General features: G+C 52.3%; 18 protein-coding genes and 1 pseudogene. 15 read left to right on the forward strand and 4 right to left on the reverse strand.

The window, feature by feature from the left end; genetic code table 11:
* Window positions 1-485 precede the first annotated feature (485 nt).
* The 12 genes and pseudogenes from JCM12308_RS07960 (at window position 486) to JCM12308_RS08015 (ending at window position 12,429) form a co-directional block, all read left to right on the forward strand.
* The gene (locus JCM12308_RS07960; protein ID WP_054783385.1) at window positions 486-1,832 is read left to right on the forward strand and encodes a L,D-transpeptidase family protein; all 1,347 of its coding nucleotides are present in this window, start codon (window positions 486-488) and stop codon (window positions 1,830-1,832) included.
* A gap of 160 nt (window positions 1,833-1,992) precedes the next feature.
* Window positions 1,993-2,178 carry a DUF6898 family protein gene (locus JCM12308_RS07965; RefSeq protein ID WP_014286070.1) on the forward strand — a complete coding sequence of 62 codons (186 nt, stop codon included), beginning with the start codon at window positions 1,993-1,995 and terminating at the stop codon, window positions 2,176-2,178.
* Window positions 2,179-2,363: 185 nt separating this feature from the next.
* Window positions 2,364-3,677: a serine hydroxymethyltransferase gene (gene glyA / locus JCM12308_RS07970; RefSeq protein ID WP_008546488.1), complete on the forward strand. Its 1,314-nt coding sequence runs from the start codon at window positions 2,364-2,366 to the stop codon at window positions 3,675-3,677.
* Window positions 3,678-3,746: 69 nt separating this feature from the next.
* On the forward strand, window positions 3,747-4,232 hold the full coding sequence (gene nrdR, locus JCM12308_RS07975; RefSeq protein WP_037035745.1) for a transcriptional regulator NrdR: 486 nt from the start codon (window positions 3,747-3,749) through the stop codon (window positions 4,230-4,232).
* Between the two features lie 151 nt (window positions 4,233-4,383).
* Window positions 4,384-5,529: a bifunctional diaminohydroxyphosphoribosylaminopyrimidine deaminase/5-amino-6-(5-phosphoribosylamino)uracil reductase RibD gene (gene ribD, locus JCM12308_RS07980; RefSeq protein WP_054783386.1), complete on the forward strand. Its 1,146-nt coding sequence runs from the start codon at window positions 4,384-4,386 to the stop codon at window positions 5,527-5,529.
* A pseudogene (locus JCM12308_RS07985) lies at window positions 5,530-6,151 on the forward strand (riboflavin synthase).
* A gap of 156 nt (window positions 6,152-6,307) precedes the next feature.
* A complete protein-coding gene (ribH, locus tag JCM12308_RS07990) occupies window positions 6,308-6,757 on the forward strand; it encodes a 6,7-dimethyl-8-ribityllumazine synthase (protein WP_008546707.1) in 450 nt (149 codons plus the stop codon).
* A gap of 8 nt (window positions 6,758-6,765) precedes the next feature.
* Window positions 6,766-7,257, forward strand: coding sequence for a transcription antitermination factor NusB (gene nusB, locus JCM12308_RS07995; protein ID WP_008546596.1), 492 nt, complete (start codon window positions 6,766-6,768; stop codon window positions 7,255-7,257).
* Between the two features lie 4 nt (window positions 7,258-7,261).
* A complete protein-coding gene (gene thiL, locus JCM12308_RS08000; protein WP_054783387.1) occupies window positions 7,262-8,281 on the forward strand; it encodes a thiamine-phosphate kinase in 1,020 nt (339 codons plus the stop codon).
* Between the two features lie 621 nt (window positions 8,282-8,902).
* The gene (locus tag JCM12308_RS32750) at window positions 8,903-9,268 is read left to right on the forward strand and encodes a hypothetical protein (protein ID WP_306303326.1); all 366 of its coding nucleotides are present in this window, start codon (window positions 8,903-8,905) and stop codon (window positions 9,266-9,268) included.
* The gene (locus JCM12308_RS08010; RefSeq protein WP_306303327.1) at window positions 9,172-10,119 is read left to right on the forward strand and encodes an MFS transporter; all 948 of its coding nucleotides are present in this window, start codon (window positions 9,172-9,174) and stop codon (window positions 10,117-10,119) included. Before JCM12308_RS32750 ends, JCM12308_RS08010 begins: the two co-directional genes overlap by 97 nt.
* 180 nt (window positions 10,120-10,299) lie before the next feature.
* A complete protein-coding gene (locus JCM12308_RS08015; RefSeq protein ID WP_054783389.1) occupies window positions 10,300-12,429 on the forward strand; it encodes a sodium-translocating pyrophosphatase in 2,130 nt (709 codons plus the stop codon).
* Window positions 12,430-12,507: 78 nt separating this feature from the next.
* Here the strand turns inward: JCM12308_RS08015 and JCM12308_RS08020 are convergent, their stop codons facing one another.
* The 4 genes from JCM12308_RS08020 to JCM12308_RS08035 all read right to left on the reverse strand — a co-directional run bounded on the left by JCM12308_RS08020 (window position 12,508) and on the right by JCM12308_RS08035 (window position 16,309).
* Window positions 12,508-13,773, reverse strand: coding sequence for a carbohydrate porin (locus JCM12308_RS08020; protein ID WP_054783390.1), 1,266 nt, complete (start codon window positions 13,771-13,773; stop codon window positions 12,508-12,510).
* A gap of 378 nt (window positions 13,774-14,151) precedes the next feature.
* Complete coding sequence (locus tag JCM12308_RS08025; RefSeq protein ID WP_054783459.1) at window positions 14,152-14,571, reverse strand: acyl-CoA thioesterase; 420 nt, start codon at window positions 14,569-14,571, stop codon at window positions 14,152-14,154.
* 151 nt (window positions 14,572-14,722) lie between these two features.
* Entirely contained in the window at window positions 14,723-15,631 is a 909-nt protein-coding gene (locus tag JCM12308_RS08030) for a DUF417 family protein (protein WP_054783391.1), read from the reverse strand.
* A 240-nt stretch (window positions 15,632-15,871) separates the two neighbouring features.
* Window positions 15,872-16,309 (reverse strand): outer membrane protein assembly factor BamE, encoded by a 438-nt coding sequence (locus JCM12308_RS08035; protein WP_008546731.1) that lies wholly within the window; start codon window positions 16,307-16,309, stop codon window positions 15,872-15,874.
* 127 nt (window positions 16,310-16,436) lie between these two features.
* Here JCM12308_RS08035 and JCM12308_RS08040 point away from each other — a divergent pair, with 127 nt between their 5' ends.
* The 3 genes from JCM12308_RS08040 (at window position 16,437) to plsX (ending at window position 18,779) form a co-directional block, all read left to right on the forward strand.
* A complete protein-coding gene (locus JCM12308_RS08040) occupies window positions 16,437-16,997 on the forward strand; it encodes a ubiquinol-cytochrome C chaperone family protein (RefSeq protein ID WP_075697056.1) in 561 nt (186 codons plus the stop codon).
* A complete protein-coding gene (locus JCM12308_RS08045; RefSeq protein WP_054783392.1) occupies window positions 16,990-17,562 on the forward strand; it encodes a YceD family protein in 573 nt (190 codons plus the stop codon). Before JCM12308_RS08040 ends, JCM12308_RS08045 begins: the two co-directional genes overlap by 8 nt.
* Window positions 17,563-17,729: 167 nt before the next feature.
* Window positions 17,730-18,779, forward strand: a complete 1,050-nt coding sequence (gene plsX / locus JCM12308_RS08050) for a phosphate acyltransferase PlsX (RefSeq protein ID WP_008546257.1) — start codon at window positions 17,730-17,732, stop codon at window positions 18,777-18,779.
* Window position 18,780 lies beyond the last annotated feature (1 nt).

Below are 18,780 nucleotides of genomic sequence, written 5' to 3' on the forward strand. Positions count from 1 at the left end.
GAAACCGGGAGCGGTGTTTTTGTTTGTCTGGATGAATTTACCGGCTCAATGTCTGGCTGGTTCAGATGTTGTTTCGGGTGTGCTGGCAGAAGGGCAGGCCAGCCTCGCAACAGCCATCTGTGAGTAAGTCGGCCTGATTGTTGCTTTCTTGCACTAGGTCGGAACGAACACCTGCACAGCAGCCACCTTTTTCCCACTTAGGGTAAATAGCCATTAAACGGTCACATTGAGTGAGGAAGACACTTGCTCACTTTTCGGGCTGAAAAAGTACTGTTGGTTTTTTGAAATTTAGAAACTGTCAACTCTGATTTGTTCAGGGAGACGATCACTTTCTCTAATTCACCAACAGATGTTCCTCCCCGAGTTTTGGCGGAAGTCTTGCGAGTTTGCGCAGATAATGCCATGTAGATTTGCCATGTTAAGTCTCTGTTTACCAAGTTCGCATGGAATCTTACGGGACGATTGATTGCTAGGAGAACTATTTCGTGTTGGCACCTCTTTTAAACCGCAGCAAACTTGCTCTTGCTCTCGTTGTGAGTACAGGTCTTTCTGCAGGTATGATGTCCGCACAGGCGCAGGTTAAAGTTCCTGGATTGCTTTCCTACAGCGGAAACATCCAGCAAGCTGTGACCGAGCCAGCTCCGGTCGTCACTGAGCAGCCGATTGTTGGTCAGGGCACAGAGTGGGAAGACACCTTTGATGAGGGTGTTTCATCTCTGGAGCAGATCGACTTTGTGGCGCCGATTATCTCCAAACAGACCACCCAGTACATGATTGACGCGATTCTCGATTATGAGCGTATCGCCCTCAATGGTGGTTGGCCTGAAGTTTCTACCAAAAAGGTTCTGCGCATCGGTATGCGTGCACCGGCGATTGCTTCTTTGCGACAGCGCCTGATTGTTTCTGGCGATATGGCGCAGCATGCTGGTGTTTCTGAAGTTTTTGACAGCTACGTTGATTCAGCTGTGCGCCGTTTCCAGCTGCGCCATGGCCTGACACCAGATGGTGTTGTGGGCCGCGCGACTGTGATTGCCATGAACGTGCCTGTTGAGGTGCGTTTGCAGCAGCTGCGCACCAATCTGGAGCGCGTTTCCGCTCTAGCTGATAATGTGAGTGATACTTATGTGAACGTGAACATTCCGGCAGCTCGTATTGAGGTTGTCGAAAATGGCCGCGTTCGTTCCCGCCATACTGCTGTTGTTGGCAAGCAGGATCGCCAGTCTCCAATCCTGAGCTCTGCGATCTATGAGGTGAACTTCAACCCGTACTGGACTGTTCCTGTCAGCATTATCCGGAAAGACCTTATTCCGAAAATGCAGAAGGACCCGCAGTATCTGGCGAAGAACAACATCCATATCTTCGACTGGTATGGAAAAGAGAAGCAGTGGCAGGAGATTGACTGGAACACGGATGAGGCGACCCAGTATCGCTTTACCCAGGAGCCGGGCGAAGGCAACTCCATGGGCAGCATCCGTATCAACTTCAACAACACCCATCAAGTTTACCTGCATGACACGCCAGAGCAGTCTCTGTTCGGTGAAGGCTATCGCTTCCACTCTTCCGGCTGTGTGCGCGTGCAGAACGTGCGTGAGCTGGTGACATGGTTGCTGGGCTCCACAACACCTGAATGGACCCGCTCCCGCGTGGATGCGACCATCAACTCTGGTGAGCGTCTGGATGTTAAGATGAAGAGCCGCATTCCGCTGCATCTGTCCTATGTGACTGCATGGGCGCTCAGCGATGGCATGGTTCACTTCCGTGATGACATTTACGACAAGGATGGTCTGTATTCAGCAAGTGTTGATCCACTGGCGCAGGCCTCTGCTCAGTAAGCAGGTTTCATAGTTTCGAATTAAGGGTCGCTTCCGGTGTCTATCGGGGCGGCCTTTTCTTTTGGGGATGTGATCGCTGACAGGCCTGCGTGTTGCGTCTCATGCTGCTAAAAATGCTGATGCAGTTTACGAATCCTGAAGAGGTAAGGTGAGGGGCTCTATGGCAAAACTGGGACAGGTCTACTTTGAAGCACGCGTTATCGGCAACTCTGTTCGCATGTCTGCAATCTGTGCTCAGAGCGGTGTTGAGGTGTTTGTGGTGGGGCCTCGTAATGCGAGCGAATCGCATCTGAAACAACTGGCGCTCCGTAAGCTGGAACGTAAATTACAACCTCAAGATGCGTAATTCATAAATTTTGGGTGATGGCGGCAATACTATTGCGCAATTCCTATGAACAAAGCTTGGTTCATTACCCCCTATATGTTAATGGGCTAAGCACCCGAAGCTACAACTTGTCGGGGATCGGAATGCGAAACGATATTGGGACGTTTCGTCAGTTTGTTGCTCCAACCTTGTAATGAGGTCCACCTATGTCCGTATCGGATAGTCCAATTACGACGCCGCTCTACCCAGAGTTCTTTACAGGTAGCCTGGCTTCTGGTGACCCAGAGCTTCTCGAGGCAATCAATAAAGAGCTTTCTCGTCAGCAGAACGAGATTGAACTCATCGCTTCGGAAAATATCGTGTCCCGCGCTGTGCTGGAAGCACAGGGTTCCGTTCTGACCAACAAATACGCTGAAGGTTACCCAGGCCGCCGTTACTACGGTGGTTGTGAGTATGTCGACATTGTTGAGCAGCTTGCGATCGATCGTGTGAAGACACTGTTCGGCTGTGAGTTTGCAAACGTGCAGGCGAACTCCGGTTCCCAGGCTAACCAGTCTGTTCTTCTTGCGCTGGCTAAACCAGGCGACACTCTGCTCGGCATGAGCCTTGATGCGGGTGGTCACCTGACACACGGTGCACGTCCTAACATGTCCGGCAAGTGGTTCAACGCTGTTCAGTACGGCCTGAACACCGACACTGGCCGCATCAACATGGACGAAGTGCGCGAGCTTGCAAAAGAACATCAGCCTAAGATCATCATCGCTGGCGGTTCTGCATACTCCCGTGAGATCGACTTTGCTGCATTCCGCGCAATCGCTGACGAAGTGGGCGCGTACCTGTGGGTCGACATGGCGCACTTTGCTGGTCTGGTTGCGGGTGGTCAGCACCCAAGCCCGTTCCCGCATGCACATGTTGCAACATCCACCACTCACAAGACCCTTCGTGGTCCTCGCGGTGGTCTGGTTGTGACCAACGACGCTGACATTGCGAAGAAAATCAACTCCGCGATCTTCCCAGGTCTGCAGGGTGGTCCTCTGATGCACGTGATTGCTGGTAAGGCTGTTGCCTTCGGTGAAGCGTTGCGTCCTGAGTTCAAGACCTACGCAAAAGACGTTGTTGAGAACGCACAGGTTCTGGCTGAGACCCTTGTTGAAGGTGGTCTGGACATCGTTTCCGGTGGTACCGACACACACCTGATGCTGGTTGATCTGCGTCCAATGAACCTGACCGGTAAGAATGCAGAGATTTCTCTGGGCCGTGCGAACATCACCTGTAACAAGAACGGTGTTCCGCTTGATCCTCAGAAGCCTACCATCACTTCCGGTATCCGCCTTGGTACGCCTGCTGGTACATCCCGCGGCTTCGGTAAGGAAGAATTCCGTGAAATCGGTAAGCTGATTACCGAGGTTCTGGAAGGTCTGCGCAAGACAAATTCCGTTGACGGCAACGAAGCTGTGGAAGCACAGGTCAAAGAGAAGGTACTGGCCCTTACTGCCCGGTTCCCAATCTACAAAAACTAATTTAAACGAGAAGAACCGCCGGAGATCCCTTCGGCGGTTCTTCAGTGTTTAGTTAAGGAGGCAGGCGAGATGCGTTGTCCGTATTGCGGGGGTGAGGACACCCAGGTGAAGGATTCACGCCCAACCGAGGATAATACAGCTATCCGTCGACGCAGAGTCTGCCAGACTTGTGGTGGTCGTTTTACCACCTTTGAACGTGTTCAGCTACGCGAGCTGACCGTTATTAAGCGCAATGGGCGTCGCGTGCCGTTTGATCGCGAAAAGCTGATGCGCTCTGTTTTGATCGCAACCCGCAAACGTCCGGTGGAGCCTGAACGCATTGAGCGCATGGTGAGCGGACTGGTTCGCCAGCTGGAAAGTTCCGGTGAGAGCGATGTTGTGGCGGAAGATATTGGTCATTTGGTCATGGAAGGGCTGAAAACCCTTGACGATGTGGCTTATGTGCGGTTCGCTTCTGTTTACAAGAATTTCCGTGAAGCCAAGGATTTCGAGGCTCTGCTGGATGAGCTTTCCGATGCGGATGTTGATCCGCTGATGATGCCGCCGCGGACCTAAGCTCTGGCTTTTCGTTGTCTGTAACGTATATTCTGTTCGGGTTACGTCAAATCCATTTGAGGAATACGCTTTAAAGCAGTTCGCGTATCTTTATCCGAAAACCGGCGGACACTTTTCGGCGATACGCTTTAGCGCTGGCAGGGGGACAGCTTTGTCTGGTCACAAAGCATTAAATGCAAAGGAGCGAGCTGAGCACGAGCGCTTTATGGCGGCCGCACTCAGCTATGGCATTCGCGCAAAGGGCCGCACATGGCCCAATCCTCCGGTCGGTGCAATCCTGACAAAAGATTTTGGTGATGGCCCGGTCATCGTGGGACAGGGGGCAACGCTGCCTCCGGGTGGTTCTCACGCTGAGGTGCTGGCTATCAAGGACGCTGGCGAGCACGCCAAGGGCGCGACTGCGTATGTGACCCTTGAGCCGTGTGCACATTACGGGCGGACTGGCCCTTGTGCACGGGCGCTGGTGGCTGCTGGTGTCAGCCGCGTTGTTTATGGCACGGCGGATCCAAATCCGGCGGTGGCAGGGCGCGGCAAGAAGATTTTGGAAGAGGGCGGCGTAGAAGTGCTGATTGGCGTTCTTGAGAAGGAATGCCGTGAAGCTGTGCGCGGTCATATCTCCCGTATCCTCAATGAGCGCCCGTTTGTGCAGCTCAAGATGGCTGTTTCCAAAGACGGTTACATCGGCAAGCGTGGTGCGGGGCAGGTGGCGATTTCCAGCCCATTATCACGTCAGCTGGTGCATGCCATGCGCGCGCAGATGGATGCGATCGTGGTGGGCATCGGTACAGTTCTGGAAGATGATCCAGAGCTGTCTGTTCGCTTGCCGGGCATGGCACATCGTTCGCCGCAGCCGGTGGTGTTTGACAGTCAGGCGCGTATTCCGCTTTCCTCGAAGCTGGTGCAGAACGCAGAGCGCAATTCTTTGTGGGTGGTGATTGGCGATAATGCGCCGGATCATCGTGTCAGCGCGCTTGAGCGGGAAGGTGTGACAGTTATCGTCAATGACTGCCTCAGAAATGGCAAGGTATGTCTTGATAAGGCACTGGATGCGCTTTACATGCATGGTCTCTCCCAGATCATGGTTGAGGGCGGTGCTGAACTAGCGCACGGTCTGCTTCAGCAGGATCTGGTGGATGAGCTTTTGATTTTCCAGGGAACCAGCACGGTTGGTTCTGACGGCCTTTTGCCATTCGGTTTTGAAGGTCTGGAGAGTTTGCAAGACGGTTATAACAAGCAGATGCTGCGCCATGTGGGTGAAGATCTGTTGTGGCGGTATACGCCAAAAGAGAGGTTCTAGGTGTTTACGGGCATCGTTAGTGACGTTGGAACAATCCTTGAGCTGGAGCAGATTGCTGCAGGTCAGAGAGCGAAAATTGGAACTGTTTACGATCCTGACGGGATTGAAATTGGCGCGTCCATCGCCTGTTCCGGCGTCTGCCACACTGTTGTTGCGAAAGGTCGCGACGGCGAGCAGAACTGGTTTACCGTTGAATCTGCTGCTGAGACACTGGCTCTGACCACTGTGAAGGACTGGTGCGTCGGCAAGCGGGTTAATCTGGAACGTTCCCTTTCCATGGGCGCGGAGCTGGGCGGTCACCTTGTTCTGGGTCATGTGGATGGCAAGGCCACCATTGTGGAACGGACTGAACACCCTGAGAGCGTTTACCTGAAATTCGAGTGTGCTCCTGAGTTCGCACGGTTCATCGAAGAAGGGATCTGTTGCGCTGGATGGCACCTCTTTGACGGTGAACGAGGCTGAAGGAAACACATTTTCCGTGTTCCTCATTCCACACACTCTGGAAGTGACCACGTGGTCCGACAGGGCGCAGGGAGATGAGATAAACTTGGAAGTGGACATGATGGCACGGTACGTTGCGCGTCTTGCAGAGTTTCCAAGTCTTGCAGAAATTGCAAAATAGCCTTATAGCCAAAAAATTCCGCAGGAAATAACTGGACATTTCGCTTGGGGCGTGGTTCCTGAGCGCACATACGTGGGTACTGTGAGTGCCCGTGGCCTTAACCAGCTTTGCTGATTGATGCAGCGAAAAGAACTGGTTGGCATTAGGAGAATTAAAATGAGCGCGGTTCCGCACATTCTTGTTATTGAAGCACGGTTTTACGAAGATCTGGCAGATGCCCTGTACGAAGGTGCTGCAGATGTGCTGGAGCGTGAAGGGGCGAAAATCTCTCGACTGGCTGTTCCTGGTGTGCTCGAAATTCCTGCTGCGCTTTCCATGGCGTTAACCGCAATGGAAAATGGCGAAGCAGATTATGACGGTTTTGTATTGCTCGGTGTTGTAATTCGCGGTGAAACCACCCATTACGACATCGTTTCTAACGAGTCGGCTCGTGCGATCATGGATCTTTCTGTGGATGCTAATGTTGCAGTTGGTAACGGTATCCAGACAGTTGAGAACGATGATCAGGCATGGGCGCGCGCAAGCGTTTCCAAGAAGAACAAGGGCGGCGGTGCTGCCGAAGCTTGTCTTGCTATGATTGACGTGCGCGACCGGTTCGGTGTGTAAGGTTTAGAATGACAACTGAAAACAACAAGAAAAACGCTGAAGTAAGGCCCGCTAACAAACGCGGTGTTGCCCGGTTGGCTGCTGTTCAGGCCGTGTATCAGATGGAAATCACTGGTGCGCGTTTGAACGATGTGCTGAACGAGTACGAAGCTTACCGCCTTGGTCAGGAAGTGGACGGCGAGCAGTACCGCGATGCGGACCCTGCGTGGTTCCGCGATCTGGTGCAGGCTGTGTTCGAAGACCAGCTGCGCATTGACCCTCGCATTCACACAGCGCTTTCTGAAGACTGGCCGCTGAAGCGCATCGACACTACACTGCGTGCGATCCTTCGCGTTGGCTGTGCAGAGTTCCTGCGCAAGAAAGACGTTCCGGCCCGTGTGATCATCAATGAGTACATTGATGTTGCGAAGTCCTTCTATGAAGGAGATGAGGCGCGTCTGGTCAACGGTATCATGAACCGTCTGGCTCGCGAGCTGCGTCAGTCCGAATTCGAAGACTAATTACATGAGCGAGAAAGCTGCCAGTTCCAGACCGGGAGAGTTCTCGCTTATTGAGCGCTATTTTGCGCCGCTTGCCACCAGCGCAGGCGCTGTGCATCTGCAAGATGATGCTGCTGTTTTTACCCCTGACACCGCATGTGAATTGGTTGTGACCAAGGACATGCTGATGGCAGGGGTTCATTTTTTTAAAAACGACCCTCCCTTTGAAGTCGCGCAAAAAGCGCTTGGTGTGAACCTTTCCGATCTGGCCGCAAAAGGTGCAGAGCCTAAGGGCTATTTGCTGGGCCTTGGGCTTTCCAAAGATATTGGCGAGGAGTGGGTTGCCGAGTTCTGCCGCGGATTGAAGCTGGTTCAGGATCAGTTCCAGATTGATCTGCTTGGCGGGGATACGATTTCCTGTCCGCAAGGCCCGCTGCTTTCCGTCACTGCGTTTGGTCAGGTGCCAAAAGGGCAGGTGGTTCGTCGGAATGAGGCTGTTGCCGGTGCACTGCTTTATGTGACGGGCACTATTGGTGACGCTGCGCTTGGTTTGAAGTTGCGACTGGATGATGAACTAGCTGGCGAGCTTGAGCTTTCTGCTGAACATCGTGATTTCCTGCTAAACCGCTATCTGTTGCCACAGCCACGCGTTGCTGCTGTTTCCGCGCTTCGTGAATTTGCTGTTGCTGCGATGGATATCTCGGATGGGTTGATTGCCGATCTTGGCCACATGTGCCGGACGTCGCACGTTCAGGCTGCTGTCAGGCTGGAGAATGTGCCGCTTTCTGATGCTGCCTCCGCTATGATTGCAAGAGATGCTGCGTTCCGTGAGACTGCGATTACGGGCGGGGATGACTACGAGATCCTTGCGGCTGTGATGCCTGAGAATGCGGTGGCTTTTGAAGTGGCCTTGCAGGAAGCGGGATTGAGCTGTGCTCAGATTGGCGTGCTCTCCGCTGCTGAGGTTTCCGAGGATATGATTTCCTTGAGCCTGAATGGCGAAGCGTATGCGCTTCATGGTGCTGCGGGTTTCAAGCATTTTTGATCAGTGGTCTCGACCTGAGCTTTATTTTTGCTAGGGTACTCAGATGGAGTCGGCCATCTATTTTATAACATTCGTTATTTCATTGCTTTATTTGATTGCCAAGTTGCGAAAGGTTCCTCGCGCAACGACAATACAACGCCAAAGACGGGCCAGAAAGCGTCTGATTTCTTATTACCTAGGAAGGTCGTTGTTTTTGTGGTGGGGCCTGATAGTGGTGATCGGAATTGCAAGACGCATTGTATTGGGCTTGCTGGCATGACGTCAATCTGGATTCTGTTTTCGTTTATTATTTCAATTATTTATCTTATTTTTAGGTTGTTTAGGTTGCCCGATGCAGCGACCTTGAAGAGGCGGAAGTGGACTAAAACTCGTGTGATTGTGCGAAGCGTGGCGTCGTCCTGGCTTTTGTTATGTGGTTTGATAGCCCTGGCAGGGATCATAATGCGTGTTGCGTAAGTAATGCGATATAATCGACAATCCTTACGCCGCATGACGTATTTTCATCGAGTTGTGCGTATATCTCCCAAAGTTGCAGATGATCTGGTGAGCTCTGTGGTTGCTCATTACGTGGAATTGATTAGGCTGTCGGTTCCTTCCTGCATTCTTTGAAAGATTTACATTATGGCAAATACTCTGGCGGCTCCGTTGATTGATGACGGATTGGCAAAGCGCAATGCGTTGCTTTTGGCGCTTGCCCAGTCGTTTGCTGGTGGTGTGCCTCCGATTATTTTTGCGACCACTTCTATCCTTGCTTCTGTTTTGCTGGTTGATGACAAGTCGCTTGCCACATTGCCGGTGACAGCTTTCGTGCTTGGGACGGCGATTGGTACGCTCCCTGCTGGCATGATTATGCGAAGCTTTGGGCGCGTGCCGGGCTGGTTGGAGCCTTGTTGTTTGGCGTACTTTGTTCTTTGCTGGCCGCTTATGCTGCTTACATCGGCAGCTTTATACTGCTGTGCATCTCCACTTTGGGCAGTGGGTTTGTGATGGCCTTTACACAGCAGGCGCGGTTTGCGGCAGCTGATACAGCAAGCCCTGCCTTTAAGCCCAAAGCGATTTCCTGGGTTTTGACCGGGGGGATTCTTGCGGGTGTGGTTGGTCCGCAGACCGTTATTCTTACTCAAGGCATGTTTGAGCCGTTTCTTTTTGTCGGAACGTACCTTGCTCAGGGCGTTTTGATGCTTATCGGTTTGTTTTTTGTAGCGTTTTTGGAAATACCGCTGCCACCGAAAGCAGAGAAGCATGAACGTGGACGCCCGCTTTCGGAGATTTTGAAGCAACAAAAGTTCTTCGTAGCGGTCGGTTGTGGAATGATTAGTTACGCAATCATGAACCTGATCATGACCTCAGCGCCTCTGGCCATGGTGGCATGTGGGTTAACCAACTCAGATGCGGCGTTGGGCATCCAATGGCACGTGATTGCCATGTTCGCACCGAGCTTTATTACGGGCAGTTTGATCAGCCGATTCGGCCATGGTGCTGTTATCGGAGCTGGATTCCTGCTTTATGCAGTGTGCGCGCTGGTTGGCCTTACGGGACTAGAACGTTGGATTTTCTGGAGTTCCCTGATTTTACTTGGACTTGGTTGGAACTTTTCTTTCGTCGGGGCATCGGCTTTGCTCACGCAAACTTACCGACCAGAAGAACAAAACAGAGTCCAGTCCATAAACGACTTCTTCGTCTTTGGTTTAGTAGCAACTGCCTCGTTTTCCTCAGGGAAATTGTTAAACGTGTTTGGTTGGGAAACTGTCAACCTAATGGTGTTCCCGTTCGTTATCTTATGTCTAATTCTTGTTGTGTCACTGATGTTTACTGAAAAACGGGAAGTTAAAGTTTGAATAATTCCAAATAATTTCTCTCCTTTCAACATACGTGTTTCCTTCCACTACCGCGCAAAAGCAACTTGACGGATAGTGACAGGTATATACCGTCACTGTGTGCGTTAATTTACACAAGTGCAGTGCGGATTTTGCTACGAACACACACATAAGTAGCAGGGTACCCTTAGGGGAGGAAATATGACTGAACTTATCGTTACCATTGCGTGCGGTTTGCTATCTGTCGTTTACGGCATTTGGGCAATTCAAAGCGTGATGGCTGCTGACACTGGCTCTGCGAAGATGCAGGAGATTGCTGGTGCCATCCAAGAGGGCGCTCAGGCGTACCTCACTCGTCAGTACACCAGTGTCGCAATTGTTGGCGTTGTTATCTTCGTAATCGTTGCTTATCTGCTGTCCATCACTGTAGCTATCGGATTTGTTATTGGTGCCGTTCTTTCCGGCGCCGCAGGATTTATTGGAATGCTCGTCTCCGTACGGGCAAACGTTCGCACTGCACAAGCTGCAAGCCAGAGCCTGGGGGCAGGGCTCTCTATTGCATTCCGCTCCGGTGCCATCACTGGGATGTTTGTGGCTGGTCTCGCTCTTCTGGGTGTTTCCGTTTACTACCTCATCCTCACCGGTCCTATGGGTATGGACCCAACTTCCAGAACCGTGATTGACGCGCTCGTGGCTCTGGGCTTTGGTGCATCCCTGATCTCTATCTTCGCCCGTCTTGGTGGTGGTATCTTCACCAAAGGCGCAGACGTGGGTGGTGACCTTGTTGGTAAGGTGGAAGCCGGTATTCCTGAGGATGATCCGCGCAACCCTGCAACCATTGCTGATAACGTGGGTGACAACGTTGGTGACTGTGCTGGTATGGCCGCTGACTTGTTTGAAACCTACGCTGTGACGCTGGTTGCGACCATGGTTCTTGCAGCGATCTACTTTGCCGGAACTGCTGACCTTCAGGCGGCGATGCTGTATCCAATGCTGATCTGCGGTGTTTGTTCCGTAGCTTCCATCATCGGTACATTCTTTGTTCGCCTTGGTGCTTCCAACTCCATTATGGGTGCGCTGTATAAAGGCTTCATTGCAACAGCCGTGATCTCACTGATCATTCTTTATCCGCTGACCCACTGGGTATTTGGCGGAATGGATACAGTGCTGACAATGGGCAATGGCTTGAGCTTTACGCCGATGGCCTTGTTCCTTTGCGGCGTTTCCGGTCTTGTTGTCACTGGCCTGATCATCTGGATCACTGAGTACTACACCGGTACTGGTTTCCGTCCTGTGCGTGCAATCGCGAAGGCCTCTGAAACTGGTCATGGTACCAACGTCATTCAGGGTCTGGCGGTTTCCATGGAATCCACAGCTCTGCCTGCGCTGGTGATCATTGCTGGTATTATCGTGACCTATCAGCTTGCCGGTTTGTTCGGTATTGCGATTGCGGTAACTACGATGCTGGCACTGGCCGGTATGGTTGTTGCGCTTGATGCGTTTGGTCCTGTGACGGACAACGCTGGTGGTATTGCTGAAATGGCTGAGCTGCCTGCGGAAGTTCGTGACACCACCGATGCGCTGGATGCTGTTGGTAACACCACAAAGGCTGTGACCAAAGGCTACGCGATTGGTTCTGCTGGTCTTGGTGCGCTGGTGCTGTTTACAGCCTACACTGAGGATCTGAAGTTCTTCGTGGCGAACTCTGATCAGTTCACCTACTTCCAGGGCATGACTGAGGCGTCCATCGACTTCTCACTGTCTAACCCATATGTGGTGGTTGGCCTGTTCTTTGGTGGTCTTCTGCCATTCCTGTTCGGCGGTATTGCAATGACCGCTGTGGGCCGCGCCGCTGGTGCGGTGGTTGAAGAAGTTCGTCGTCAGTTCAAAGAAAAGCCTGGCATCATGAAGGGTGAAGAACGCCCTGATTATGGCCGTGCGGTTGATATGCTGACCAGAGCAGCGATCAAGGAAATGATTGTTCCTTCTCTGCTGCCGGTTCTGTCTCCGATCGTGATCTACTTTGTCATCAACGCGATTGCAGGTAAGGCGAATGCGTTCGCATCCCTGGGTGCGATGCTGCTGGGTGTGATCGTGACCGGTCTCTTCGTTGCGCTTTCCATGACCGCTGGTGGCGGTGCGTGGGATAACGCGAAGAAGTACATCGAAGACGGAAATCACGGCGGTAAGGGCTCTGATGCTCACAAAGCTGCGGTGACAGGTGATACCGTTGGTGATCCTTACAAGGACACTGCTGGTCCAGCTGTGAACCCGATGATCAAGATCACAAACATCGTTGCTCTTCTGCTTCTAGCAGTTCTGGCACACTAAATTTGATCTGATTTGAGATTAAAAAGCCCGGTCTGAAAAGGCCGGGCTTTTTGCTGTTCTGGTGCGTGTAAGAGCTGGTCAGAACTTTACTGAAAACTCTGTTCCAAAGACCCAAGCGTCGGGGATGTCGTCGTTGCCAGCAGGGTTCACCACGTACTGGAAGTCCAGCGTGAGGTAAGACCAGTCGCGGAACTGGTAACGATGGGCGAATTCGAAGACGAGTTCGTAGGATTGGTTGACGAGATTGTCGCTGTAAAAGCCGAGGATGAATGCGCCAGCGGTGACGTCGTCGTCGCGGTTGGGGAGCAGACCCTGATAGAAGAAGCCGCCACTGACGCCGTAGGGCTGGGTGTTGATGGCTTGTTGGGGCGCCATGGTGAAGAGGCCCCAAAGGCTCAAGCCCTGGTCTCCTTCCTCCTGATAGACCATCTGACGGGCTATCCCATAAAGTCCCCAGTTGCCCTCTCGTGTTTCTGTGCTATCGCCGAGCACATCCACGGTGCCGCTGTTGTAATAGGCGCCGAGCTGATAGTGGCCAGGAAGAAACTGACTTGTATCATCCTTGCCCGGATTGACGCCCACCTGACCAACTACCAGCACATTGCCCTCTGGCTGAAAGCGGAAGTTGAAGCCATGTTCGGCGTTGTTCAGATCATCGACGTTGGCATCGTAGACACCCAGGCCGAAATACTGATTGTCAGGGAAGGTGTAAGTGCCAGCCACTCCCCATGTATTGAAGGGGTAGGTGGTGAAAGCGGGCTGGTTGATCAGGAGCTGACCCGGCGTGCTGTTGAGGGCGCCGTTGAGGTAATACGCGAATGTATCATCGCGAGCGAAGATGTCCCCCACTGCAAGGCGGCCTGCGGAGAGGTAGACCTGATCATGGTAGAGCTTTTGCTGAAGGCTGAGGTTGGCGATGGCGAGGATGTCGCTGGAGAAAATCTGCGTCACGCCGAAGTCGTTGCCAATGGCTTCCTGCGACAGGCCCTGACCCAGGCCTTGATACATAATGTAATGCAGGCTGCTGTTTTTGATGCCAAAGATTTTGTCAAAGTCCAGCTTAGCCATGCCTTCCAGGCGACCGCCATAGGTCAGGCTTTGCTTCATGCCGCCTGCGGGGTTAGCTGCGACGTCCTGCGTGTAGAGAACGCCGAGGTCGAGGCCTTTATCGGAGAGGTCCGTGCGGATGCCGCCCCAGTCGCGGGTTTTGTTGTGCCATTGAGCCCAGACAAGCGGCCAGTTGCTGCTGTCTTGCGCGCGTAGTTCTGTGCTGGGTGTCAGGCATGTGCTGGCAACCGCGATACACCATAGAACTGACGACCTGCGTTTGAGTGGGACAGGCATCTTGAACGCTCGCAAAAGCAGGTTCCCCTAAACTGGCTCAGCAAACAGAGAAACTCCGGAACAGCCCGTGACCTCCTCCGGTCACACGGCATGCTCCAGCCTTTAGAGCTTGTCACGTTCATTTGCATTCACGTGCCGCGCTCTAGGTCTTCACTTCAAAGCGTACCGAAAGCCGGAACTGCTTTTCGGGAATACGCTCAAGATGGAACCCATCCTTTTTGCGAAAAACGCCGCAGATTTCAAAGAATATGCCCGCATCCTTCCGGTATGCAGCAGGGCTACATGCCGTACTCAGTTTCACTCAATAGAGTGAGTATAGTCGGTTGTTCTCTAGCCTGCTGCTATCTGAAACCTGCTAAGTAAAATTCAGGTGGTCGCTTAGGCTGTTGGTTCCAGAAGTAAGGTTTCGCAGTGCTCTTTGACGTGCGGAGGGAACGGGCAGGACTTTCTGATTTCACGGTCCATGTGCACGCCAACAGCCTGCATGGTTGCGACTGGGGTGTCGTTGATTGCCTCAAACATGGTGTGTTGGAAGAGGATCGTTTTATCGCGGAGTTCTTTGATCTGGGACCGTACGACGAGCAGATCGCCTGCGGAGACTTCAGCGAGGTATTTGTAGGTGATTTCCAGAGCTGCCATGCCCTTGTTTTTCTCGCGAATATAGGCGGGTGTGATGCCGATGTAGGCGAGCATGTGCCAGGTGGCTTCGTCAAACTTGGAGGTGTACCACGCCACATTCATGTGCCCCATGTGGTCTTCGTGCTGCGGATAAACGATCCCGCGATATGTCTCAAACATCTTTGTTTCCAATATGATTGCTGTCTCATCCAGCCTATTGGGAAGCTGGCAGCAGGTCATTACGACTGTCGGCTACGTTTGCACGCGCACAAAAAAAGCCGGCGCCTGATCATAGGCTCCGGCTCATTCTGTTTTTCAGATTATGTTCTGATCAGTAGTTCTTCCAGAGGATGATGGCGGCTGCGAGGAGGAACTGGTCCTTCAGCACAAAGACGCCTGTGCGGTTGAGGAGAGGGAAGAAGGAGTCTGCATCCCAACCTGGTACGGAGAACATGAAGGTGAGAGTGCCGAATGCTGTGGCAGCAATGCCGAGAACGCCCAGACCACCGAGGAAGCGGTTGAATGGCAGGCAAAGCAGCAGAATGAGGAAGATCCATTCCACAATGCCGATGAAGTTGGAGGCGCCCTGCACATCCCAGACCTGATAGGTCCAGCTGAAGAGCACGTTGGATTCCATCAAGCGGACGATGCCCTGAGCTTCAAACTCATAGAACTTCATGGCACCGATCCAGCCCATGACCAGCGCAATACCGGCAAAGCTTGCGTAGACGGCGAGTTTTTTGAAGGAGCCAGCTGTCTTGTCTTTTCCCGCGGCCTGCATGTGATGGCCCAGAATATAGGCGGGCACGGCGAACATGGAGAGGTACTTGAGGAGGTTCTGTCCTGAGCCGATGATCGGGAAGCCGCCAAGAGCGTCCATCCAGACGGGGTTTGTGAACAGGTAAAGGAAGTTCAGCAGGAAGATCAGCATGGCCATCAGGCAGCCGAGGATGCCAAGACGGCGATCTTTGAGACCGAGCAGGACCAGAATGCCGGCTGGAACTTCAAAGAGGGCCATCAAAACGCCTGTCACTGGTGCGCCAAGGGCTGCAACCAGCCAGCTGAAGAGCGGGCTGTTGCCCAGCCAGAACTCAATCTGCTGATGTTCTGGTGCTGTGAACTTCAGCAGGCCCAGCCAGATCAGATAGGTTGCGGTGACAAGAGTGAGGTAGACAAAGAGAGCGTTTTCGGAGGGACGTATATCTGTAATTCTTTTGAGGGGAGAAGAAGCTTGCGTCATGATTTTACTTCGCGTTTGTCGTTGAGGCCTTGAAGAAACCACGGAAGAAGACGGCCAGAATGCGTATAACTCCTCAATACAGGATCACATGTAGCAAACCTCCAATAACACCGGCGTTATTTTAAGAGTGAAACTTAGAGTTTGGTGGGAACTGACGTGTGGGCTTTTTCTGCTGGTGTTTGCGCACAAAAAAACGGCGCCTGCGAGAGACGCCGTTTCTTTCAAGTGAATGCAGGCAGTTTAGAGGCCGATTGATGGGTTTGCAGCTCCACGCAGGATCTGCGTCAGGAGACCATAATCAGCACCGCCGGTGCGTGTTTTTCTGCCAAGGTAATCAAAGACCTTCCCGTCTTCGATGCCGTAGTCAGCAACAGATTTCACGTAACCATCTTTATCAAAGTAAACTGCGACAACGCGCTGATCCACGATGGATGGGGACCAGAATGCCACTGTTTCGCTCTTTTGAGAGATATAATAGTAAGCTTCACCGTCCAGATTAGATGTTGTGGACGGGCTACCAAGGAGAAGTTCAACCTGCTCACGGCTGGAACCGACCTGTACATCTTGAATTGCATCAGGTGAAACCACCTGGCCATGCGTTAGTGTCTGGGTGAAGCAGCCGGCAAGTGGCAGGCTCAAACAAGCAAGGAACACAGTACGGCGCGCAAATGCAAACATTCCAAACATCCTGTTGGCTTGCAAATGCTGGCAAAATACAGCAAGCAAGCGGTTTAGATTCAGACTTGTGCTTATGCCACCGACGTGGCAGGGACACAAGTAACTCGACAAGCGCAAGAGAGGTGCCATGATCTTCGGTTTTTTCCGTCGACGTAAAGACACATCCGTCAGAACAACTTACGAGCGGATCGTCGCGCAGGCACGACTACCAGTGTTTTATCAGCACTATGGTATACCTGATACGAGCGAAGGTCGCTTCGAGATGATTGTTTTGCACGCTTTTTGTGTCTTTCACCGGTTAAGAGGCGAAGATAAGGCGTCCCGAAAATTTGCACAGGCTGTATTCGATTATTTTTTTCAGGATATGGACCAGAGCATGCGCGAGCTGGGTATTGGCGATGAAGGTGTGCGCAAACGTGTCCGGATTATGGTCGAATCGTTCTATGGCCGTACCACCAGCTATATGCAAGCTTTGGAAAACAAGGACAATGCCGCTCTATTTGAGGCCTTTATGAGAAACATCTATGGGCAGAGCGGGGAAGCAGTTGCGATAAAGGCGCTGGTTCATTACATGCATGAAGCGGTGGAAGGCCTTGCTGCCCTTCCTACATCAGAAATTCTTGCGGGCGACGTCAAATTTGTGGCTCCAAAAACAGAACTTATAAGGGAAAGCGCCAGTAATGGCTGATACTGATTACCCGTGGGCTTATCAATTTGATGCGACGCGTCTTGGTAACAAAACCAAGCATCTGAAACTCTCTTTGAATGAGAGCGAGCGGGCGCAAATCGCCAAAGCCTATGATCTGCTTGAGCTGCCAGAACTGGATGTGGACCTTGAGGTGCGCCCGTGGCGCCGTGATGGATTGGCCGTGCGTGGTCACATTCGTGCCAAAGCCATCCAGCAATGTGTCGTGACACTCGAACCCGTTGATTGCATGGTGGACGAAGAGTTCGACCGTACATTTTTGCCAGAGCAAGATTCCCGGGGGCGACGTCGCACTGACGATGATACCTTGGAAGTAGATCTGGATATTGATGAGAGCGATCCACCGGACTATTTCGACGGGCCACAGGTGGATCTCGGAGCGGTCATTTGTGAACATTTTGCTTTGGGTCTTGATCCATTCCCTCGGGCTGAAGGGGTTGAAATGGATGAGAAATATGCTCCGGACCCAGAGGAAGAACTAAAACAGGATGAAGAGCAAAAGCCTTCTCCCTTTGCTGCGCTAGAGGCCCTTAAAGGCAAAAAGTAATTGTTAGACTGCTGCAAAGGTTTTTTGGAGGTGGGTGTTGCGAGACGTTTATAATCGAGTATCTTCGCGACGCGCATTTCCACTGAACATAGGGAAAATGCTCTTAACTATTCCAAGGTCTGCCGATACAAGGGCAGACTTTGTTGGGACAAGGCAAGAAATTGGAAATGTCTGAAAAAATACGTATTTCTCTTGATGCTATGGGAGGGGATTACGGTGTTGAGGTGGTGTTGCCAGGTGCTGATCTGGTTTTGCAGCGCTGCCCGAATATCGAGTTCCTGCTTTTCGGTGATGCCAAGGTCATCGAGCCAATGCTCGAGGAATACCCTCGTCTGAAACAGGCATCTGTCGTTCATCACTGTGATGTTTCCATTGGAATGGATGAAAAGCCCAGCCAGGCCCTTCGTAAGGGGCGCGGGAAGTCTTCCATGTGGAACTCCATTGCTGCGGTGAAGAACTCTGAGGCTCATGTTGCGGTTTCTGCCGGTAACACCGGCGCACTGATGGCCATGTCCAAGTTCTGCCTGCGCACCATGTCTGGCATTGAGCGGCCTGCGATTGCTGCGATCTGGCCAACACTGCGCGGAGAATCCATCGTTCTTGATGTGGGTGCGACTATTGGTGCGGATGCTCAGCAGCTGATTGATTTTGCAATTCTGGGCGGCGCGATGGCGCGTTCTGTTCATGGTGTCAGCCAGCCTACAGTTGGTCTTCTCAACATCGGCGTTGAGGAAGTGAAGGGTGTTGAGGAAGTGCGGACCGCAGGCAAAATGCTGCGTGACCTTTCTCCTCCAAACCTTGTTTACTCCGGCTTTGTTGAAGGTGATGACATCGGCAAGGGCACGGTTGACGTTGTGGTCACCGAAGGTTTTGCAGGTAATATTGCGCTCAAGACTGCGGAAGGCACAGCAAAACAGTTTGCTGGCTATCTGCGAGCTGCTATGAGTCGTACGCTCATGGCGAAGATTGGTTATCTTTTTGCACGCGGTGCGTTTGAACGTCTGCGCGCGAAGATGGACCCACGTAAAGTGAATGGCGGTGTGTTCCTCGGGCTGAATGGCATTGTGATCAAAAGCCATGGTGGAACAGATGCCGAAGGTTTTGCTGCTGCCGTTGAACTGGCCTACGATATGGCCAAGAATGAACTGATTAAAAAGATCTCTGACGATCTGGCAAACTACCATCGCGGTCGTTTCTCAGAGGCTGAAGAAAACTGAA

Source organism: Pseudovibrio denitrificans JCM 12308, assembly GCF_001310815.1.
Lineage (GTDB): Bacteria > Pseudomonadota > Alphaproteobacteria > Rhizobiales > Stappiaceae > Pseudovibrio > Pseudovibrio denitrificans.